General features: G+C 46.9%; 22 protein-coding genes. 1 reads left to right on the forward strand and 21 read right to left on the reverse strand.

All coding sequences use genetic code 11. From position 1 onward, the window contains the following. Positions 1-12 precede the first annotated feature (12 nt). Entirely contained in the window at positions 13-789 is a 777-nt protein-coding gene (locus tag ACJB0T_RS16595; RefSeq protein ID WP_112460764.1) for a transporter substrate-binding domain-containing protein, read from the reverse strand. Between the two features lie 91 nt (positions 790-880). Between ACJB0T_RS16595 and ACJB0T_RS16600 the strand changes: the two genes are divergently transcribed. Continuing rightward, entirely contained in the window at positions 881-1,624 is a 744-nt protein-coding gene (locus tag ACJB0T_RS16600) for an amino acid ABC transporter permease (RefSeq protein ID WP_479292350.1), read from the forward strand. 95 nt (positions 1,625-1,719) lie between these two features. On the opposite strand, the gene glmU is transcribed toward ACJB0T_RS16600, so the two are convergent. The 20 genes from glmU to rpmH form a co-directional block, all read right to left on the reverse strand. Further along, entirely contained in the window at positions 1,720-3,081 is a 1,362-nt protein-coding gene (gene glmU / locus ACJB0T_RS16605) for a bifunctional UDP-N-acetylglucosamine diphosphorylase/glucosamine-1-phosphate N-acetyltransferase GlmU (RefSeq protein ID WP_479292108.1), read from the reverse strand. A gap of 153 nt (positions 3,082-3,234) precedes the next feature. Beyond that, positions 3,235-3,657: a F0F1 ATP synthase subunit epsilon gene (locus ACJB0T_RS16610; RefSeq protein WP_042478114.1), complete on the reverse strand. Its 423-nt coding sequence runs from the start codon at positions 3,655-3,657 to the stop codon at positions 3,235-3,237. An 18-nt stretch (positions 3,658-3,675) separates the two neighbouring features. Continuing rightward, positions 3,676-5,079, reverse strand: a complete 1,404-nt coding sequence (atpD, locus tag ACJB0T_RS16615; protein ID WP_112460762.1) for a F0F1 ATP synthase subunit beta — start codon at positions 5,077-5,079, stop codon at positions 3,676-3,678. A 35-nt stretch (positions 5,080-5,114) separates the two neighbouring features. Further along, positions 5,115-5,981 (reverse strand): F0F1 ATP synthase subunit gamma, encoded by an 867-nt coding sequence (gene atpG / locus ACJB0T_RS16620; protein ID WP_042478116.1) that lies wholly within the window; start codon positions 5,979-5,981, stop codon positions 5,115-5,117. A 41-nt stretch (positions 5,982-6,022) separates the two neighbouring features. Then, positions 6,023-7,564 (reverse strand): F0F1 ATP synthase subunit alpha, encoded by a 1,542-nt coding sequence (atpA, locus tag ACJB0T_RS16625; protein ID WP_353497484.1) that lies wholly within the window; start codon positions 7,562-7,564, stop codon positions 6,023-6,025. Between the two features lie 13 nt (positions 7,565-7,577). Next, positions 7,578-8,111 (reverse strand): F0F1 ATP synthase subunit delta, encoded by a 534-nt coding sequence (gene atpH / locus ACJB0T_RS16630; protein WP_353497483.1) that lies wholly within the window; start codon positions 8,109-8,111, stop codon positions 7,578-7,580. Between the two features lie 14 nt (positions 8,112-8,125). After that, on the reverse strand, positions 8,126-8,596 hold the full coding sequence (gene atpF / locus ACJB0T_RS16635) for a F0F1 ATP synthase subunit B (RefSeq protein ID WP_112460760.1): 471 nt from the start codon (positions 8,594-8,596) through the stop codon (positions 8,126-8,128). Between the two features lie 82 nt (positions 8,597-8,678). Further along, on the reverse strand, positions 8,679-8,933 hold the full coding sequence (atpE, locus tag ACJB0T_RS16640; RefSeq protein ID WP_006073065.1) for a F0F1 ATP synthase subunit C: 255 nt from the start codon (positions 8,931-8,933) through the stop codon (positions 8,679-8,681). A 57-nt stretch (positions 8,934-8,990) separates the two neighbouring features. Beyond that, entirely contained in the window at positions 8,991-9,794 is an 804-nt protein-coding gene (atpB, locus tag ACJB0T_RS16645) for a F0F1 ATP synthase subunit A (protein WP_479292106.1), read from the reverse strand. Between the two features lie 8 nt (positions 9,795-9,802). Beyond that, positions 9,803-10,192, reverse strand: a complete 390-nt coding sequence (locus ACJB0T_RS16650) for a F0F1 ATP synthase subunit I (RefSeq protein ID WP_479292104.1) — start codon at positions 10,190-10,192, stop codon at positions 9,803-9,805. Between the two features lie 190 nt (positions 10,193-10,382). After that, positions 10,383-11,264 carry a ParB/RepB/Spo0J family partition protein gene (locus tag ACJB0T_RS16655; protein WP_112460757.1) on the reverse strand — a complete coding sequence of 294 codons (882 nt, stop codon included), beginning with the start codon at positions 11,262-11,264 and terminating at the stop codon, positions 10,383-10,385. 22 nt (positions 11,265-11,286) lie between these two features. Continuing rightward, a complete protein-coding gene (locus tag ACJB0T_RS16660; RefSeq protein WP_042502439.1) occupies positions 11,287-12,060 on the reverse strand; it encodes a ParA family protein in 774 nt (257 codons plus the stop codon). Between the two features lie 13 nt (positions 12,061-12,073). Beyond that, entirely contained in the window at positions 12,074-12,706 is a 633-nt protein-coding gene (gene rsmG, locus ACJB0T_RS16665; RefSeq protein WP_479292103.1) for a 16S rRNA (guanine(527)-N(7))-methyltransferase RsmG, read from the reverse strand. Further along, complete coding sequence (gene mnmG / locus ACJB0T_RS16670) at positions 12,703-14,598, reverse strand: tRNA uridine-5-carboxymethylaminomethyl(34) synthesis enzyme MnmG (RefSeq protein ID WP_479292101.1); 1,896 nt, start codon at positions 14,596-14,598, stop codon at positions 12,703-12,705. The genes rsmG and mnmG overlap by 4 nt, the downstream gene beginning before the upstream one ends. A gap of 487 nt (positions 14,599-15,085) precedes the next feature. Further along, positions 15,086-15,523 carry an FMN-binding protein MioC gene (gene mioC, locus ACJB0T_RS16675; protein WP_479292099.1) on the reverse strand — a complete coding sequence of 146 codons (438 nt, stop codon included), beginning with the start codon at positions 15,521-15,523 and terminating at the stop codon, positions 15,086-15,088. Between the two features lie 23 nt (positions 15,524-15,546). Next, complete coding sequence (gene mnmE, locus ACJB0T_RS16680; RefSeq protein ID WP_479292098.1) at positions 15,547-16,908, reverse strand: tRNA uridine-5-carboxymethylaminomethyl(34) synthesis GTPase MnmE; 1,362 nt, start codon at positions 16,906-16,908, stop codon at positions 15,547-15,549. A gap of 109 nt (positions 16,909-17,017) precedes the next feature. Continuing rightward, on the reverse strand, positions 17,018-18,640 hold the full coding sequence (gene yidC, locus ACJB0T_RS16685; RefSeq protein ID WP_479292096.1) for a membrane protein insertase YidC: 1,623 nt from the start codon (positions 18,638-18,640) through the stop codon (positions 17,018-17,020). A 2-nt stretch (positions 18,641-18,642) separates the two neighbouring features. Next, on the reverse strand, positions 18,643-18,900 hold the full coding sequence (gene yidD, locus ACJB0T_RS16690; protein ID WP_479292094.1) for a membrane protein insertion efficiency factor YidD: 258 nt from the start codon (positions 18,898-18,900) through the stop codon (positions 18,643-18,645). Next, on the reverse strand, positions 18,867-19,223 hold the full coding sequence (rnpA, locus tag ACJB0T_RS16695; RefSeq protein ID WP_081941689.1) for a ribonuclease P protein component: 357 nt from the start codon (positions 19,221-19,223) through the stop codon (positions 18,867-18,869). Before rnpA ends, yidD begins: the two co-directional genes overlap by 34 nt. A gap of 9 nt (positions 19,224-19,232) precedes the next feature. Next, a complete protein-coding gene (gene rpmH / locus ACJB0T_RS16700) occupies positions 19,233-19,370 on the reverse strand; it encodes a 50S ribosomal protein L34 (RefSeq protein ID WP_004400210.1) in 138 nt (45 codons plus the stop codon). Positions 19,371-19,558: the final 188 nt, after the last annotated feature.

The following is a 19,558-nucleotide window of genomic DNA, read 5'->3' on the forward strand; positions in this document are numbered from 1 at the left end:
TATCGACCGCAGTTACAGACTTTTCAGTCCCCACTTTTCTGCGGTAGCATCAAAGAAGCCCTGAGTCTTCTTGAGCTCTACCCAGTGATTCACGTAGTTAATCCATACTTGGTCTTTTTGCGGCAGCAACATAGAAATAGGTGTTGGCTTACGAGGCTCCGCGACTGGCACAATCGCCAATTGCTTAAACTTAGTAACCAAAGTAGCCGCTTCCACATTTGAGGTCACAGAGACATCAGCGCGGCGAGCCAATAGCTCTTGGAAATCACGCGCAGGCGCTTCAATGACAATATGCTCGGCATCTGGGAAGAAATCTTTGACCATCTTCTCCTGTACCGTACCTAGCGTTGCCGCCACCTTAACATCAGGTTTGTTAAAATCTGCCCAATCCGCGTACTTTTCAAGATCTTTCTTTTGCACTACAGGCACAAAAGCTAAATAGAAATACGGCTGGCTGTATCCCGCTACTTTAGCACGAGACATGTTGAGCGATGCACTTCCTGTGATATCGTACTTGTTTGCGGTAATGCCGTTAACCAATGTCTTCCAGTCGGTCGCGACATATTCAACCTTAACACCAAGATCTTTGGCAAGCTCAGTAGTGACATCAATATCAAATCCACGATAAGAGTTGGTCGCCGGATCTTTCATGGTCATCGGGTTCCAGTCTCCCGTGGTACCGACCCTAAGTACACCTGAGTCTAAAATCTTTTGTAGGCGACTGGTTTCTGCCGCTACCTGCCCGATAGAGAGAAAAGTAATAATAAAGCCCAGAATCCACTTCTTCATTGAATAGTCCCTTAAATTATTAAACATTCGTGGTACATCCTTGATAACATAGCAGTAACAGATGGAAATTTCAGTGATTTTAGGGACGATTGTGAGCTATCGATTACTTGCTGTTGTGTTGTGCCTGCCGCTACTAAGTGGTTGTTCTGACTACGAGTGGGGCTGGTATGTACTCGATCCCTCTACCGAACAAGGGAAAACCAACCTCGGCTTCTTGCTAGCAGGTTTTAAGGACACCATCTATGTGTCACTGTTGAGTATGGTGTTTGCCATGCTGTTAGGTCTACTTGTTGCCTTCCCTGCGCTTTCTGAAAAACCTTGGTTACGCGCTATCAACCGCATCTATGTTGAGGTAATACGCTCCATTCCTGTATTGGTGCTGCTGCTCTGGGTCTATTACGGTATGCCAACGCTGCTAGATATTTCACTCAACCATTTCTGGGCTGGCGTGATAGCACTGACTGTCGCGGAGAGTGCTTTTATGGCGGAGGTTTTTAGAGGTGGTATTCAAGCCATCACACGCGGTCAGCATGAAGCGGCGGAATCATTAGGGCTCAACTATTGGCAAAAAATGCGCTTGGTGATTTTACCTCAGGCGTTTAGGCAGATACTGCCGCCGCTGGGGAACCAGTTTGTCTACATCTTAAAGATGTCTTCACTGGTGAGTGTCATTGGCTTAAGCGACCTGACTAGGCGCGCCAACGAGCTGGTGGTTAACGAGTACTTACCATTAGAGATCTATACTTTTCTGGTACTGGAGTATTTGGTGCTGATTCTGCTGGTTTCTCAGGCGGTTCGTTGGTTAGAAAAAAGGATAGCGATCCCGAGTCATTAACCACCAGCTGGGCATGTAAAAGGCTTTAATAAAGCATCAGAAACCAAAAAAGGGTCTCAATGAGACCCTTTTTCACTATCAGAATGTAATCGTGACTACTTTTTCTTTACTGGACGCTGCCAACCTGTGATTTTGCGCTCTTTAGCGCGAGTGATCACTAACTCACCTTCTGCTACATCTTTGGTTAGGGTGGTACCCGCACCAATCGTTGCGCCATCAGCAATTGTCACTGGAGCAACTAGCTGGCTGTCGGAGCCAACAAACACATCGTTTCCGATAATGGTCTTAAACTTATTCGCGCCATCGTAGTTACAGGTGATCACACCTGCCCCAACGTTAGTACGCTGACCGATCTCTGCATCGCCAAGATAAGTAAGATGGTTCGCTTTAGAGCCTTCACCTAAGCGTGCATTCTTAACCTCAACGAAGTTACCCACGTGAGAGTCATTGCGCATATCTGCTCCTGGACGCAGGCGAGTGAATGGACCTACAGTACATTGTTCACCGACTGTCGCACCTTCAATTACGCTGTATGGACGAACAATGGTGTTGTCATCGATTTCACAGTCTTTCAACACACAACCAGTGCCAATCACCACGTTATCACCTAGCGTTACGCTACCTTCGATGATGACGTTAGTATCGATTTCAACATCCATACCGCACTGCAACTGACCACGTAGGTCAAAGCGCGCTGGATCACGCAGCATAACGCCCTGCTCTAGAAGCTTCTGCGCTTGCATCGACTGGAATGCACGCTCAAGACGCGCTAGCTGAGCGCGGTCGTTCACGCCTTCCACTTCAATTGGGTTCGCTGGGTGCACTGCTTCAACTGCACGACCTTCGTCGTGTGCCGCTGCAATCACGTCTGTCAGGTAGTATTCGCCCTGTGCATTATCGTTGCTAAGACCTGATAGCCAGCGCTTAAGATCGCCGCCGGTTGCGACCATCACACCGGTGTTGATCTCTTTAATTAGCTTCTGCTCTTCGGTCGCGTCTTTTTGCTCGACGATAGCCACCACAGGACCGTTCTTACGCACGATACGGCCATAACCCATTGGGTTATCTAACACCACAGTAAGCAGTGCAATACCGCCTGTTGGCTGCGCATCTAACAAGTTTTCAATGGTTTGTTCTGAAATCAATGGGACGTCACCGTAAAGCACCAGAACTTTCTCGTCATCAGCGAGATGAGGTGATGCTTGGTCTACCGCGTGACCGGTACCCAGTTGGTCTGCTTGTAGTACCCAATTTACCGTCTCCTGTTCAAGAGCCGACTTCATCAGGTCACCACCGTGGCCATACACTAGGTGGATGTTTTGAGAGCCCAAACCTTCACAAGTATCGATGACGTGCTTCACCATCGGCTTACCCGCTAGGGTATGCAATACTTTCGGTTTATTGGAATACATGCGGGTTCCCTTTCCCGCGGCAAGTATAACTGCACTGAACTTCATTATTATCAAACCATTGACGTTGTAAAAACTTCCAGCATTCTAGCTGTGAATAGAAGCTCTGTTAATGTTAATAGGCAAATTTGCGATAAAAAATAAGCAAAAAGGCGACCTAACGGTCGCCTTTCTCATCGCGGTCAATCTAATCGAGCTAGATTAACGACGTTTTTTTGTCAGTTCGATCACTCGAAGCTGAGCAATGGCTTTAGCCAGTTCACTGGCCGCTTGCGCGAAGTCCATGTCGCCATGCTGATTAGAAATCGATTCTTCAGCTTTGCGCTTGGCTTCTTCTGCCTTCGCTGCGTCTAGTTCCTCACCACGGATAGCCGTATCAGCCAGTACAGTCGCTGTACCAGGCTGAACTTCTACAATACCACCAGAGACATAAATGAACTCTTCGTGGCCGTGCTGTTTAACGATACGCACCATACCAGGCTGAATAGCGGTCAGCAGCGGTGTGTGACCATGGAAAATACCAAGTTCACCTTCGCTACCGGACACCTGGAACGTTTCTACGCGACCAGAGAAAAGCTTTTTCTCAGCGCTTACTACGTCTAGGTGAAAGGTTATTGCTGCCATATCGCCTCCTATTTAGCCTTATAGCTTCTTAGCATTCTCGATAGCATCGTCGATAGTACCGCAGTACATGAACGCTTGCTCTGGAATGTCATCGTAGTCACCAGCTAGTAGACCTTTGAAGCCACGTAGAGTCTCTTTAAGAGGTACGTAGATGCCAGGGTCGCCAGTAAATACTTCCGCTACGTGGTAAGGCTGAGTTAGGAAACGCTCAATCTTACGAGCACGAGATACAACTTGCTTATCTTCTTCAGATAGCTCGTCCATACCTAGGATCGCGATGATGTCTTTCAGCTCTTTATAACGCTGCAGTGTTTGCTGCACACCACGAGCAACCTCGTAGTGCTCTTGACCAACAACTAGAGGATCAAGCATACGAGATGTTGAATCTAGTGGGTCAATCGCAGGGTATAGACCCATAGCAGCGATGTTACGGTTAAGTACAACCGTTGCATCCAAGTGCGCGAACGTTGTTGCTGGAGACGGGTCAGTCAAGTCATCCGCTGGTACGTATACCGCCTGTACAGACGTGATAGAACCAGTTTTTGTTGACGTGATACGCTCCTGTAGTACACCCATCTCTTCTGCAAGAGTTGGCTGGTAACCTACCGCAGATGGCATACGACCTAGAAGTGCCGATACCTCTGTACCTGCAAGTGTGTAACGGTAGATGTTATCAACGAACAGTAGTACGTCACGACCTTCATCACGGAAACGTTCTGCCATTGTTAGACCAGTCAGTGCAACACGTAGACGGTTACCTGGTGGCTCGTTCATCTGACCGTAAACCATTGCTACTTTTGATTCTTCAGGCTTCTCAACGTTTACAACGCCCGCTTCCTGCATCTCAAAGTAGAAGTCGTTACCTTCACGAGTACGCTCACCTACACCCGCAAATACGGATAGGCCTGAGTGTTGAAGTGCGATGTTGTTGATAAGCTCCATCATGTTAACGGTCTTACCTACACCTGCACCACCGAATAGACCGATTTTACCACCCTTAGCGAATGGACAAACCAAGTCGATTACTTTAACACCCGTTTCTAGAAGAGCGACTTCGTTAGATTGCTCTTCGTAGCTTGGCGCTTCACGGTGAATCGCATAGCTTTCTTCTGCACCGATCTCACCACACTCGTCAATCGCATCACCAAGTACGTTCATGATACGACCAAGAGTCTTAGTACCTACTGGTACTGAGATAGGCGCGCCTGTGTTCTCTACTGTTACGCCACGACGTAAACCATCAGAGCTACCCATTACGATACAACGAACTACGCCACCGCCTAGCTGTTGTTGAACTTCAAGAACAAGACGCTCTTTAGAGTCCGTTACGTTTAGAGCGTCGTATACACTTGGTACGTCACTCTGTGGGAACTCTACGTCGACTACCGCACCGATGATCTGTACGATCTTACCTGTAGCCATCGTTAATCCTCTAATCTATTTCGTTTTACCTAAGCTTAAACCGCAGCTGCGCCGCCAACGATTTCTGATAGTTCTTGTGTGATAGCCGCTTGACGCGCCTTGTTGTACACAAGCTCTAGATCATCAATCAGGTTGGTCGCATTGTCCGTTGCAGCTTTCATTGCAATCATTCGAGCCGCTTGCTCACAAGCAAGGTTCTCTACCACACCTTGATACACTTGAGATTCGATATAACGAAGCAATAGTGCGTCTAGTAGTGGTTTTGGCTCAGGCTCATAAATGTAGCCCCATGAATGTTCGCGCTGCATCTCGTCACTGTCAGATTTAGGCAGAGGTAGCAATTGATCGATCGTTGGTTCCTGAATCATAGTGTTCACAAAGTGGTTATACACTACGTACAGGCGATCCAATTCGCCTTCGTCATATTTCTTCAGCATCACGCCTACAGTACCGATTAGGTCTTCCAGGCTAGGCTCATCACCCAGACCAGACACCTGTGCCGCTACTTTAGCACCGCTGTTGTTAAAGAATGCCGTTGCTTTTGAGCCAATCACAGCCAGCTCAACTTCCGCACCTTTTTGTTTCCAATCCTGCATCTCTAGGACAGCTTTTTTGAACAAGTTAATGTTCAAGCCGCCACAGAGACCACGGTCGGTAGAAATAATGACATAACCAACACGCTTGGCTTCACGCTCTTCTAGGTACGGATGTTGGTACTCTAGGTTTGCGTTAGCCAAATGACCGATCACTTTACGCATAGTTTCAGCGTATGGACGAGAAGCTTCACGCGCGTCTTGCGAACGACGCATTTTTGAAGCTGCTACCATTTCCATCGCTTTCGTAATTTTCTGAGTGCTTTTCACACTACCGATTTTATTACGTATCTCTTTTGCGCCGGCCATCGTTACTCTCCATAAGTGGTGACCAGAAGGTCACCCACCAATTACCAAGTCTGAGTTGCTTTGAAATCGTCAGTCAGTTTCTTAAGCTGAGCTTCGATATCGTCGTTGTAAGCACCCGTAGTGTTGATCTCTTTAGCAAGATCAGCATATTGACTGTGAGCATACGATAGAAGCGCTGCTTCGAAGTCTAGAATCTTGTTGATTTCAACATCATCTAGGTAGCCGCGCTCAACAGCAAAGATAACTAGCGCTTGGTCAAATACAGACATAGGAGCGTATTGCTTCTGCTTCATTAGCTCTGTAACTTTTTGACCGTGGCTTAGCTGACGCTTAGTTGCTTCATCTAGATCAGATGAGAACTGTGCGAATGCCGCTAGTTCACGATAAGCCGCTAGTGCAGTACGGATACCGCCAGATAGCTTCTTAATGATCTTAGTCTGTGCTGAACCACCTACACGAGAAACTGAGATACCTGGGTCAACCGCTGGGCGTACACCCGCGTTGAAGGCTTCAGTTTGTAGGAAGATCTGACCATCGGTAATCGAGATTACGTTCGTAGGTACGAACGCAGATACGTCACCCGCTTGAGTTTCGATGATAGGAAGAGCAGTCAAAGAACCCGTCTTACCTTTCACTTCACCATTAGTGAAACGCTCTACGTACTCTTCGTTTACACGAGCTGCACGCTCTAGTAGACGTGAGTGAAGGTAGAATACGTCACCTGGGAATGCCTCACGGCCTGGTGGACGTTTAAGTAGTAGAGAGATCTGACGGTAAGCTACCGCTTGCTTAGATAGGTCATCATAAACAATCAGAGCATCTTCACCACGGTCACGGAAGTATTCACCCATTGCACAACCAGAGTATGGCGCAAGATATTGCAGTGCAGCAGATTCAGAAGCAGAAGCAACCACTACGATAGTGTTTGCAAGTGCACCGTGTTCTTCCAGTTTACGTACTACGTTTGCGATAGTAGAAGCCTTTTGGCCAATCGCTACGTAGATTGAGAAGATACCAGAGTCTTTCTGGTTGATGATTGCATCGATCGCCATCGCGGTTTTACCGATCTGACGGTCACCGATGATAAGCTCACGCTGACCACGACCGATTGGGATCATTGAGTCAACTGACTTATAACCAGTTTGTACTGGCTGATCAACCGATTTACGGTCGATTACACCAGGTGCAATCATTTCGACTGGTGACGTAAGCTTAGCTTCAATTGGACCTTTGCCATCGATTGGCTCACCTAGCGTGTTTACAACACGACCAAGCATTTCTGGACCAACTGGCACTTCAAGAATACGACCAGTACCTGTTACTTTCATGCCTTCCTTAAGGTTGGCATAAGGGCCCATTACTACCGCACCAACCGAGTCACGCTCAAGGTTAAGTGCTAGTGCATAACGGCCACCCGGTAATTCAATCATTTCACCTTGCATCACGTCCGCTAGGCCGTGAATGCGAATGATACCATCGCTTACCGATACGATAGTACCTTCATTACGAGCTTCACTCACAACATCGAAAGATTCGATACGCTGCTTGATTAGGTCGCTAATTTCTGTGGAATTAAGTTGCATGCTCCAATCCCCATCAAGACTGCATTGCTTCACTCAGGCGGTTCAAACGACCACGTGCTGAGTTATCAATTACAAGATCTCCGGCTCGAATAATAACCCCACCAAGTAGGGTCTCATCTACACTGCAATTCAGCTTAACTTTGCGTTCAAGACGCTTTTCAAGTTTGTTGCTGATCTCAGTACGTTGCTCTTCTGTTAGTTCAGATGCAGAAATAACATCTACATCTACTTGCTTTTCTAGCTCTTTTTTAAGTTCTAGAAACTCAACTAACACATAAGGCAACGCCACTAGTCGACCATTTTCAGCCATTACCTTAACCAGGTTCTGACCAAATTCATCAAACTGTTCACCGCCAATTGCGTTGAAAATTTCAGCCACTCGCGTCGCTGTTACAGAGCCTGAGATCAGGTCTGCAATTTCATCGTTCTTAGCGATTGCAGCGGCAAACGTTAGCATTTCGACCCACTGGTCTAGCGCTTGTTTTTCCACCGCAAAGTCAAATGCTGCTTTAGCATAGGGGCGTGCGATTGTAGTCAATTCAGACATATGCGCCCCTCGCTTTAAAGTTTCGCAGTAATATTGTCGAGAATATCTTTTTGCGCATCTTTATCGATACTACGCTCAAGAATCTTCTCAGCACCAGCTACAGCCAGAGTTGCAACCTGTTTGCGCAGGTCATCACGAGCACGGTTACGTTCCGCTTCGATTTCCGCTTCCGCTTGCTTTAGGATGTTTTGACGTTCTGCCAAAGCTTCCTCACGAGCTTCATCGATAATCTGAGCTTTACGCTTGTTTGCTTGCTCAATAACCTCAGTTGCAGTGCGCTTCGCTTCTTTCAATTGGTCAGAAGCGTTGGCTTGTGCTAGATCCAAGTCTTTTGCAGCGCGTTCAGCCGCTGACAGACCGTCAGCAATTTTTTTCTGACGCTCTTCAATCGCATTCATGATTGGCGGCCATACATATTTCATGCAGAACCACACAAACATTGCGAATGAGATTGCTTGACCTAGCAGAGTTGCGTTCATATTCACAACAGCTACCCCTCTAAAGATTCATTGACGAGCTAAAGTGTAATCAGGTGACAAGTCCGAAACTTGCCAAGATAAAAACTGATTAACCTAGCTGACCAACGAATGGGTTCGCGAACGTGAATAGAAGTGCGATAACAACACCAATCATAGGAACCGCATCAAGTAGACCAGCGATGATGAACATCTTAACTTGAAGCATAGGAGCCATTTCAGGTTGACGAGCTGCACCTTCTAGGAATTTACCACCTAGCAGACCAAAACCGATCGCAGTACCGAAAGCAGCCATACCGATGATGATACCTACGGCGATTGCAGAAAAGCTCAGTAAAGTTTCCATTACTATCTCCAATTTATAGTTGTTGGCTAAAATTTGCCTAAATAAAACGCGTTAATATTAGTGATTGTCTTCGTGAGCCATCGATAGATAAACGATCGTTAGCATCATAAATACGAAGGCCTGAATCAAAATAACTAGAATATGGAATATCGCCCATGGTAGTGAGCCCATCCATTGTAAATACCATGGCAGCATTGCCGCACAAAGAATGAAAACAACTTCACCCGCAAACATGTTACCAAACAGACGCATGCCGAGAGACAGTGGCTTTGAAAGCAAAGACACCACTTCGATAAGCATATTGAATGGGATCATGATTGGATTGTTAAATGGGTGTAGAGTCAACTCCTTGATAAATGCCACTGGGCCTTTCACTTTGATGCTGTAGTAAATCATCAGAGCAAAAACACCTAGCGCCATCGCCATGGTGATATTGACATCAGTCGTCGGTACCACTTTCAAGTAAGGGATACCCAACTGCTCTGCAGGATAAGGAATGAAATCGATAGGCACAAGGTCCATCAAGTTCATCAAGAATACCCAACAGAAGATAGTTAGTGCTAGGGGCGCGATAAGTGCATTGCGTCCATGAAACGTGTCTTTGACGTTTTCATCGACAAATTCCACGATTATTTCAACAAGACACTGCAGTTTGCCCGGCACACCAGCTGTTGCTTTCTTTGCTACTGAACGGAAAATTCCTAGGAAAATTAATCCAGTAAGCACAGAAAAAAACAGGCTATCGATATGTACGTTCCAGAAACTCGACTCGTCCACAAGACCTAATTTACCTAATGAAAGGTTGGTCAAGTGGTGAGTGATGTATCCGGCCGATGTTAGCGCTTCACCTGGCGCAGCCATAACTCATCCTATTTTTTGTTGTTAACGAAAATTACTGGAGCCATAAGGTTAATTAAGACGACCAGTAAAAATGTGAGATTCAAGGGAATCACTTCCACCTGAATATACATGTAAGCTATCGAGAATAGGGAGGCTATAATAAGGATTTTCAGAGCGATGCCCGCATAGAAAGACGCGGCAACTTTTTTTGCTGCTCGAGCCCCACTAAAAAGAAATGCGCACAACGCGAAAACAGCATTAGCGATAACAAAAATGCCACCACCAATGAGCGCTGAAATTCCCCACTCAGCATTTACAGCCACTGTCATCCCAACAGCTACTAACGCAACCGCACTGGCCTGTATCAGCAACAAACGCTTTGCAAGCGCTCGTCCTGGTTTAGCTAATGCCGCTACCATGTATTCTTACCTTTAGTTCTATCCACACTGCACCTAATAACTACTGTGCTGGGAGATTGGCGAAAATTATACTTTCTACCAAAGTTATTGCAATCAAAGCGTATCAAAAAGATACACTTTCATTCACAAAACCATAACTTTCGCACATAAATTGCATTTATAAAGAATTGATGTAGGTCAATTATCTCATTTAGCTCTCAAGCTTGGCAATAAGTTGCTCCAATTTGTGAGGTTCATCAAGACTTATCGTCACCTTAGCTTTTCCACTCGCGTTTCTTACCAAAGACACTTTCGCGCCGAGTTTTTCACTCAAACGTAGCGAAATTTCTTGTGCATCACGGTCTTCTGACTGTTTTTTCTCAGAAGAGTTCGGTTTTAAGCACTTTTTCACTAAGTCTTCGGTCTGTCTTACGGTGAGCTGCTTCTTAGCAACGGCTTGTGCGATCTCGCATTGCACATCGCCTTCTAGCGCGAGCAGCGCACGAGCATGACCCATATCGATCTGTTTGCTCTCTACCAGTTTTTTCACTGGTGCTTCGAGTTGATTTAACCTCAGCAGGTTACTGACTGCGGTTCGTGACTTACCAATCACATCCGCAACCTGCTGGTGGGTGAGTTCAAACTCATCTTGCAAACGCTCAAGCGCTTGAGCTTCCTCGATCGCATTGAGATCTTCACGTTGAATGTTTTCTATCAGCGCCATGGCTACCGCTGCACGATCTTGGACATTTTTCACCAAGCAAGGGACCATTTTTAATCCTGCTTGTCGCGCGGCACGCCAACGGCGCTCACCGGCAATGATCTCAAACTGATCGTGTCCGACATTTCGTACAACAATCGGTTGGATAATTCCTTGAGATTGGATGGATGCAGCCAGTTCTTCCAGAGCTTCAGGCGCCATATCTTTTCTTGGCTGATAAATACCTGGACGAAGGCTGTTAATTGACAGTTCAGTAAGCTGTCCATCACTGGATAGCGTCTGACTTTGAGTTGCCACCTGCTGCTTTTCTCGTGCAAGCGAACTAGTCGACAGCAGGGCGTCTAGTCCTTTCCCTAAACCACGTTTAGACATCGAATCTTTTTCCTTAAGAGCGTTAAGCCGTTACTTCTTCTCGTCGTAGCATCTCACCGGCCAACGCTAAATAAGCTTTTGCCCCGGCGGAGTACTTGTCATAGTACATCGCTGGTTTGCCATGGCTCGGTGCCTCTGCGAGGCGTACGTTCCTAGGGATAACGGTTCGGTAGACTTTGTCGCCGAAGTGTTTTTTCAATTGCTCTGAAACCTCGTTGGCTAGACGGTTTCGTGGGTCATACATGGTACGAAGCAAACCTTCGATCTTAAGGTTTTCATTGACCACAGCCGCCAGCTTACTGATGGTATCCATCAGTGCGGTTAGACCTTCCAGAGCAAAATACTCACATTGCATCGGCACAAGCACAGAGTCTGCTGCAGCCATCGCGTTAATTGTAAGTAGGTTCAAAGAGGGAGGACAATCGATAAAGATGAAATCATAGTTATCACGGATTGGCGTTAACGCATGCTTTAAGCGAACTTCGCGCGCAAACACCTCCATAAGCTTGATTTCTGCAGCCGTTACGTCCCCGTTCGCTGCAATTAGGTCAAATTGGCCAGAAGTATCGGTGCACACCACCTGCTCAAAAGGTAGCTCATCAACCAGTAAATCGTAAGCAGTTGTTTCAACCTGATACTTATCGACCCCACTGGCCATTGTCGCATTGCCTTGTGGATCGAGGTCAATCACCAACACTTTACGCTTTGTCGCTGCCATCGAGGCAGCTAAGTTAATACAAGTGGTCGTCTTTCCAACTCCACCTTTCTGGTTCGCGATAGCGACAATTTTTCCCACGACAAGCTCTCCGTTATCCCTTCTTGGATAAGACTACAAGATGACGGTCACCTTCCAACTCAGGAACTTGCAAAGGTTTGAGTTCGATCACAGAACACCACGACGGCAGCTCAGTGATCTCCTGATCATGGAGTTGACCCTTTAAAGCGTAAAAGCGACCAGACTCAGGTTTTGGTAAATGTTCACACCAGTTCACCATGTCTGTCATCGACGCAAATGCACGACTCAATACTCCATCAAAGCCTTCTCCCGCGTCAAATTCTTCCACTCGAGATTGGACTGGACTGACATTTTTGATCTTCAGTTCGTGCGCAACCTGCTTAATGAAACGAATTCGCTTGCCAAGGCTATCAAGCAATGTGAATGACTTTGTAGGATGCATGATAGCCAGCGGAACACCCGGCAGACCAGGTCCCGTGCCAACATCGATAAAACGCTCACCTTCAAGGTGCTCGCCAACGATGATACTATCAAGAATATGTTTCACTAACATCTCTTCAGGATGACGAACCGAGGTCAAGTTGTAAGCTTTGTTCCACTTGTCGAGAAGCTGAACGTAGCCGACAAGCTGTTCACGTTGAAGTTCAGAGACCTCTAATGAGGTCTCTGCAATAAGTTGATCAAGTTTTACTCTTAAGTTGCTCACGCAGCTTCACCTTTTTTAAGCACGCCTTGTTTCTTCAAATAAACCAACAGGATTGAGATCGCCGCTGGCGTAATGCCTGAAATACGTGACGCAATACCGATCGTTTCCGGTTTGGCTTCAGTTAGTTTCGCCACCACTTCGTTAGAGAGTCCTTTGACATTGCTATAATCAAGATCTGTTGGGATCTTGGTATTTTCATGACGCAACGACTTCTCGATCTCGTCTTGTTGTCTCTGAATGTAGCCTTCGTATTTCACTTGGATCTCGACTTGTTCACTTGCTTGGCTATCTTCAAGAGCCGGAGCAAACGTATCAAGCGCCGTTAGCTGAGCATAGGTTAACTCTGGGCGACGCAGTAGATCTTCACCACTCGCTTCACGAGAAATCGGCGTTTTTAGCAGAGTATTCAGTGCTTCAACCCCTTCCGATTTTGGATTAATCCATGTCTCTTTCAGGCGTTGGCGCTCTTTGGCCATATTGTCCATTTTCTCGTTGAAACGGCTCCAACGTTGTTCGTTGATCAAACCTAGCTCGTGCGCTTTTTCGGTCAGACGAATATCGGCATTGTCTTCACGCAGCAACAAACGGTATTCCGCACGAGAAGTAAACATACGGTACGGCTCTTTGGTGCCCATCGTTGATAGGTCATCAATCAGAACGCCCATGTAAGCTTGGTCGCGACGTGGGCTCCAACCCTCTTTGCCTTGTGAGTACAAGCTTGCATTGAGACCAGCCATTAGGCCTTGCGCTGCTGCTTCCTCATAGCCTGTTGTACCGTTGATTTGTCCCGCAAAGAACAGACCTGAGATAAATTTGGTTTCGTAGGTTTGCTTCAAATCACGTGGATCGAAGAAATCGTACTCAATGGCGTAGCCAGGACGAACGATGTGCGCATTTTCGAAGCCTTTCATCGAACGAACGATTTGTACCTGAACATCGAACGGCAAACTGGTTGAAATACCATTTGGATACAGCTCATGAGTCGTCAAACCTTCAGGTTCAATAAAGATCTGGTGACTGTTCTTATCGGCAAAGCGCATCACTTTGTCTTCAATCGATGGACAATAGCGCGGGCCAATGCCTTCGATCACACCGGCATACATCGGGCTACGATCAAGGTTATTGCGGATCACTTCATGAGTGCTTTCATTGGTGTGCGTAATGAAGCATGGGATCTGCGTTGGGTGCTGGGTGCGCTGACCCATGAATGAAAATACAGGTGTTGGGTTGTCACCATGTTGCACTTCAAGTTCAGAGAAGTTCACACTGCGAGCATCAATGCGCGGTGGTGTGCCTGTTTTCAAGCGATCCACTCTAAATGGCAGTTCTCGAAGACGACGAGCAAGCGCAATCGAAGGTTGATCGCCCATACGACCACCCGATGAGCTTTCCATACCAATGTGGATCTTACCACCTAGGAAGGTACCAACGGTGAGAACAACAGACTGCGCGTGGAACTTAAGTCCCATCTCGGTGACAACACCGCGTACTTGATCTTGTTCTACGATCAAGTCATCTACAGACTGTTGGAATAGTGTAAGATTTGGCGTGTTTTCAAGAGCATGGCGCACATACGCTTTGTAAAGCGCACGGTCTGCTTGCGCGCGAGTGGCACGAACTGCAGGGCCCTTAGACGCATTGAGCGTACGGAACTGAATACCAGCATGATCGATGGCTTCAGCCATTAGACCACCCAGAGCATCGACTTCCTTAACTAAGTGACCTTTACCAATGCCACCAATTGCTGGATTGCATGACATCTGGCCCAACGTATCAATGTTGTGCGTTAGCAGAAGTGTTTTTTGCCCAGTGCGAGCAGATGCGAGTGCGGCTTCCGTTCCTGCATGTCCGCCACCTACAACGATGACGTCAAATGTTTCGTGATAAAGCATGAACCGACCTCAGTATTCAATCGATAAAATAGACAAACCAAAAGGAGCGGTATTCTACCGCTTTTCTGGTATTGAGAAAATCGCTTTTAAAACATTTTGGATCTAAGAAATAAGAATATAAAGATAAGATCTATATATATGATCTTTTACTAGATCTATTATTAGGATCCACGATCTCTGTGGATAACTCAAAAATGATCAACAATACCATGGATCTTTTCGAGATCGATTGTTGTGATCTAGTGTTGATCTAGGACTGTATTAGCTGGGATCAAAATGGCATGTTATACACAAGGGGATGGGCGATCAAAACTTGTTCTTTGGATAACTATAGGTTTTTCACCGAAAAGATCATATTTTATCCACAGATATGTAGGTTGAATAATGTTCAGTTGGGTTTTGTTTAGTAGAAAAAGTTACTCACAGGTACAAAAAAAGCGGCTTATGCCGCTTTTTTCACACGCAGGGTGTTTGATAAGACTGGTGTCTATTGAAACTTGCTCAGGTGCTCATTGAGCCACTCTTCGGCTGCATCTTCTGGCACTGGGTGGTTGAGAATGTCGATCTCCAAGCAGTCCGCCAGTGGTGTGCCACCAATATCCTCAAGTAGCGAGTAGGCGTGTTTGCCAGCCGCGCAGAAAGTGTCATAGCTAGAGTCGCCAATACCGACCACTGCGAACTTTACTTCAGACATGCGAGGTGGGGTCGCTTGCAGCGCAGCAATAAACGGCTGAATGTTATCTGGGTATTCACCCGCACCGTGCGTTGAGGTGATAACCAGCCAAGTGCCTTGCGCAGGGATGTCAGCGAGCTCTGGTTGGTTATGTATGGTGGTCTCTAGACCTTGCTCTACCAGCAAATCACTAAGGTGGTCGCCTACGTACTCAGCGCCGCCAAGTGTACTGCCTGTGATGATATGAATCATTGATGTTCCTTTTTCAATATCGCTTATTTACCAATACAGAAAGACGAGAAGATGCGTCCTAGTAGATCATCTGAGCTGAACTCACCGGTGATCTCATTCAAATGCTGCTGAGCAATGCGCAGCTCTTCTGCCAAAATTTCGCCTGCCATATAGCCTTCTAGCTGCTGCTGGCCAATATCAAGGTGCTCGGCTGCGCGCTCCAAGGCATCAAGGTGTCGGCGACGTGCCATAAAGCCACCTTCGCTTGCGCCAGAGAAACCCATAATGGACTTAAGGTGCTCGCGAAGTGCTGGTACGCCATCACCTGTGCGCGCAGAAAGACGAATCAACGTCGGATCGTTAACGTGGCAGATCCCCAGTGTTTCACCGGTTTCATCGACCTTATTGCGGATCACTGTAATACCGATCGATTCAGGTAAGCGATCAATAAAGTCAGGCCAAATCTCTTTTGGATCCGTCGCGTCTGTTGTGGTGCCATCAACCATAAATAGCACACGGTCTGCTTGCTCGATCTCTTCCCAAGCTCGCTCAATACCAATGCGTTCCACTTCGTCAGAAGCATCGCGCAGACCTGCGGTATCAATGATGTGCAGTGGCATACCATCAATATGGATGTGCTCACGTAGAACATCACGAGTGGTGCCGGCAATATCCGTCACAATCGCTGACTCTTTACCAGAAAGGGCGTTGAGTAGGCTTGATTTACCCGCATTTGGGCGCCCGGCAATGACCACCTTCATACCTTCACGCATGATGGCGCCTTGGTTGGCTTCTTTGCGCACAGAATCGAGATTATCGATGATGGTTTGCAGATCACCCGCCACTTTACCGTCGGCGAGAAAGTCGATTTCTTCTTCAGGGAAATCAATCGCGGCCTCAACATAGATGCGCAAATGGATGAGTGATTCCACCAGCACTTGAATGCGTTTCGAGAACTGACCTTGCAGTGATTGCAGGGCTGATTTTGCCGCTTCTTCTGAACTGGCATCAATTAAGTCAGCAATCGCCTCGGCTTGGGTTAAGTCCATTTTGTCGTTGAGGAACGCACGTTCACTAAACTCACCCGGTCTTGCAGGGCGAACACCTGGAATGAGCAGAATACGTTTAATCAGCATATCCATCACTACAGGACCACCGTGGCCTTGAAGTTCAAGAACATCTTCACCGGTAAATGAGTGCGGGTTAGGGAAATAAAGCGCAATACCTTGGTCGAGTTCGCCGCCATTTTCATCTTTGAATGGCAGATAGTCAGCGTAGCGAGGCTTGAGAGCTTTGCCTGTTACTTGCTGTGCGACTTCTTGAGCCAAAGGGCCTGAAACGCGAATGATGCCCACGCCACCGCGGCCTGGAGCTGTGGCTTGTGCCACAATGGTGTCTGTTGTCATTGAATTGCCTATTCGCCGTGCTTTAGCCAAATTGTAATCATGGAGCATGAAAAAGGCGACCACTTAGGTCGCCTTTTATTTAATCGAATTCAATTATGATTCGTTTGGGCTACTTAGTATGTAGACCTTTCTTCTCGAGCGCTCGGTAAATCAGCGTTTGCTGGATAAGCGTCACGATGTTAGAAACCAACCAGTAAAGAACGAGACCTGATGGGAACCAAAGGAAGAAGAAGGTAAACATAACCGGCATAAAGGTCATGATCTTCTGCTGCATTGGATCTGTTACCGTCGTTGGGCTCATCTTCTGGATCAGGAACATACTTGCACCCATTAGTAGAGGCAGAATGTAGTACGGGTCCTGAGCTGAAAGGTCATGAATCCAACCGAAGAATGGTGAGTGACGAAGCTCAACCGATTCCATTAGTGCCCAGTACAGAGCGATGAAGATAGGCATCTGTAGCAAGATTGGCAGACAGCCACCCAGTGGGTTAACTTTCTCTTTCTTGTACAGTTCCATCATTTCTTGGCTCATGCGCTGACGGTCGTCGCCGATACGCTCACGCATTGCTTGCAGCTTAGGCTGAAGCATACGCATTTTCGCCATAGAGGTGTACTGTGCTTTCGTTAGTGGGTACATCGCACCACGTACGATGAAGGTCAAACAGATGATTGCTAGACCCCAGTTCACCACAATACCTTGAATGAACGACAGTAGTGTGTGAAGTGGTTTCGCAATGAACCATAGCCAGCCGTAGTCCACTACTAGGTCTAGGTTTGGCGCAACTTCAGCCATTTCGCTTTGCAGTTTTGGACCTGCCCAAAGCGTTGCTTTCAATGTTGCTGCTTGGCCATCGGCAATCGTCGTGTTTGGCATACGAACACCGATATCACCTAGGTTACCAATCACGCGAGTGTAAAGGTTAGTACCCGGTGCTTCACGTGGGATCCACGCGGCTGCGAAGTAGTGCTGGATCATCGCTGCCCAACCTTGACCATCAGTCAGGTTAAGAGACAGGTTGCGATCTTGCATATCTTCGAAGCTGTATTTTTTGTAGCGAGTGTCTTGAGTTGAGTAAGCACCGCCATTGTAGGTTGGCATTGTGATGCTGCCGCCTTTGTCTTGAAGATTTTGACGAAGGTGAGCGTACATGCCAAACGTTGCATTTTGACCAGAGTTGTTGTTTACCGTGTATTCAACATCAATGTCGTAGTGGCCACGTTTTAGAATGAAGGTTTTGGTGTAGCTGATGCCATTCGCTTCGAATGTCATTGGTACACGTAGCTCGTTTTGACCGTCAGCCAGCGTGAAGCTGTCTGCAGATACTGAGTAAGCTGGACGGCTTGTGCTGCTAAGGTCGATACCTTGAGGGCCTACCAGACCACTTTGAGCAATAAACTGGTGACCTTGTGAGTCTTTTAGTAGCTCAAACGGGTCGCTAGATTCCAACTCGGTTGCGTACTCGTTTAGGTTTGCGGTAACAACATCACCGCCCACTGTTGTGACACCTAGGGTCAGTACGTCGGTTTTCACTGTGATGATTTTATCTGCGGCCGCTGTTGTGTGGCCTGGCGCAGGATCATGCTCATCAGCGAAAGATGGCGCAGGTAGAGTACTGCTTTGCGTCTGCTGAGTCGGAACTGGAGCTGGATTCTTATAAGATTGCCATTGTTGGAACAGCAAAAAAGAAACCAAAGCCAAACCGATTAACAGAATATTACGTTGAGAATCCATCGTTATTTATCTCTGTCTTGTTTTTGGGCTGGTGGTACGGGGTCAAAACCCCCTTCATTCAAAGGATGGCATTTTAATAGACGTTTGCCTGATAACCAACACCCTTTTACAAAACCGTGAGCTTTAAGGGCTTCTATTGCATAAAGAGAGCAAGTTGGGTTGAACCGACAACGTGGCCCAATAAGAGGACTTATGACCCATCTATACAGATAGACGAGACCAATAGCTAACCACGCGAAGGGCGAGACAGGCGATGCCATAGCTTATCTAGAAGTTGGAACATTTCTTCATTGCTGAGAGTTTGCGCACTCTTTTTCGCAATTACAACAAAATCTTTGCTTGGAAGCTCGTGTTGTTTGTTACGAAAACTTTCACGTACCAGGCGCTTGAAGTGGTTTCTGCCGACAGCTGTTTTAATCTGCTTTTTAGGAACCGCTAGACCAAGACGAGGGTGTGATAGCGAGTTTTTGCGGGCAATGATGGTGAAATGGGGGGAGCCAGCTCGGTGAGCTTGCTTAAATACATTTTGGTAATGCTCGGGAGTTAACAAGCGTAACTCCCGAATAAAGGCATGCTTTTTCAAAATAGAAGATTATTTTGAAAGGCGAGCACGGCCTTTAGCACGACGTGCGTTAATTACTTTACGACCGTTCTTAGTCGCCATGCGAGCACGGAAACCGTGAGTACGCTTGCGCTTTAGAACTGAAGGTTGAAAAGTGCGTTTAGACATGGTTATTACCTTTACTGATCAGTAGTTTTAGGTTCTCGTTGAACCCGGCGTGGGACTTATTTCCCGTCTTCTTCTCTATATAGAGATAGAGAGGAAATCCGACGCCTCTCAACAAAGAGGCGGAATTGTAATCACTGACTCGTCAAGAGTCAATAATCAGTTCAACTTCAATTCCAGCCGGCGAATTA

Source organism: Vibrio sp. CB1-5 (assembly GCF_059412285.1).

Bases quoted from the DNA above. Each gene is read 5' to 3' on its own strand.
- glmU (WP_479292108.1), bottom strand. From the start codon at position 3,081: ATGAAGTTCAGTGCAGTTATACTTGCCGCGGGAAAGGGAACCCGCATG.
- yidC (WP_479292096.1), bottom strand. From the start codon at position 18,640: ATGGATTCTCAACGTAATATTCTGTTAATCGGTTTGGCTTTGGTTTCT.
- mnmE (WP_479292098.1), bottom strand. From the start codon at position 16,908: ATGACAACAGACACCATTGTGGCACAAGCCACAGCTCCAGGCCGCGGT.
- atpA (WP_353497484.1), bottom strand. From the start codon at position 7,564: ATGCAACTTAATTCCACAGAAATTAGCGACCTAATCAAGCAGCGTATC.
- atpH (WP_353497483.1), bottom strand. From the start codon at position 8,111: ATGTCTGAATTGACTACAATCGCACGCCCCTATGCTAAAGCAGCATTT.
- mioC (WP_479292099.1), bottom strand. From the start codon at position 15,523: ATGATTCATATCATCACAGGCAGTACACTTGGCGGCGCTGAGTACGTA.
- atpG (WP_042478116.1), bottom strand. From the start codon at position 5,981: ATGGCCGGCGCAAAAGAGATACGTAATAAAATCGGTAGTGTGAAAAGC.
- mnmG (WP_479292101.1), bottom strand. From the start codon at position 14,598: ATGCTTTATCACGAAACATTTGACGTCATCGTTGTAGGTGGCGGACAT.
- ACJB0T_RS16595 (WP_112460764.1), bottom strand. From the start codon at position 789: ATGAAGAAGTGGATTCTGGGCTTTATTATTACTTTTCTCTCTATCGGG.
- atpE (WP_006073065.1), bottom strand. From the start codon at position 8,933: ATGGAAACTTTACTGAGCTTTTCTGCAATCGCCGTAGGTATCATCATC.
- ACJB0T_RS16610 (WP_042478114.1), bottom strand. From the start codon at position 3,657: ATGGCAGCAATAACCTTTCACCTAGACGTAGTAAGCGCTGAGAAAAAG.
- atpB (WP_479292106.1), bottom strand. From the start codon at position 9,794: ATGGCTGCGCCAGGTGAAGCGCTAACATCGGCCGGATACATCACTCAC.
- atpD (WP_112460762.1), bottom strand. From the start codon at position 5,079: ATGGCTACAGGTAAGATCGTACAGATCATCGGTGCGGTAGTCGACGTA.
- ACJB0T_RS16650 (WP_479292104.1), bottom strand. From the start codon at position 10,192: ATGGTAGCGGCATTAGCTAAACCAGGACGAGCGCTTGCAAAGCGTTTG.
- rpmH (WP_004400210.1), bottom strand. From the start codon at position 19,370: ATGTCTAAACGCACTTTTCAACCTTCAGTTCTAAAGCGCAAGCGTACT.
- yidD (WP_479292094.1), bottom strand. From the start codon at position 18,900: ATGGCATCGCCTGTCTCGCCCTTCGCGTGGTTAGCTATTGGTCTCGTC.
- ACJB0T_RS16655 (WP_112460757.1), bottom strand. From the start codon at position 11,264: ATGTCTAAACGTGGTTTAGGGAAAGGACTAGACGCCCTGCTGTCGACT.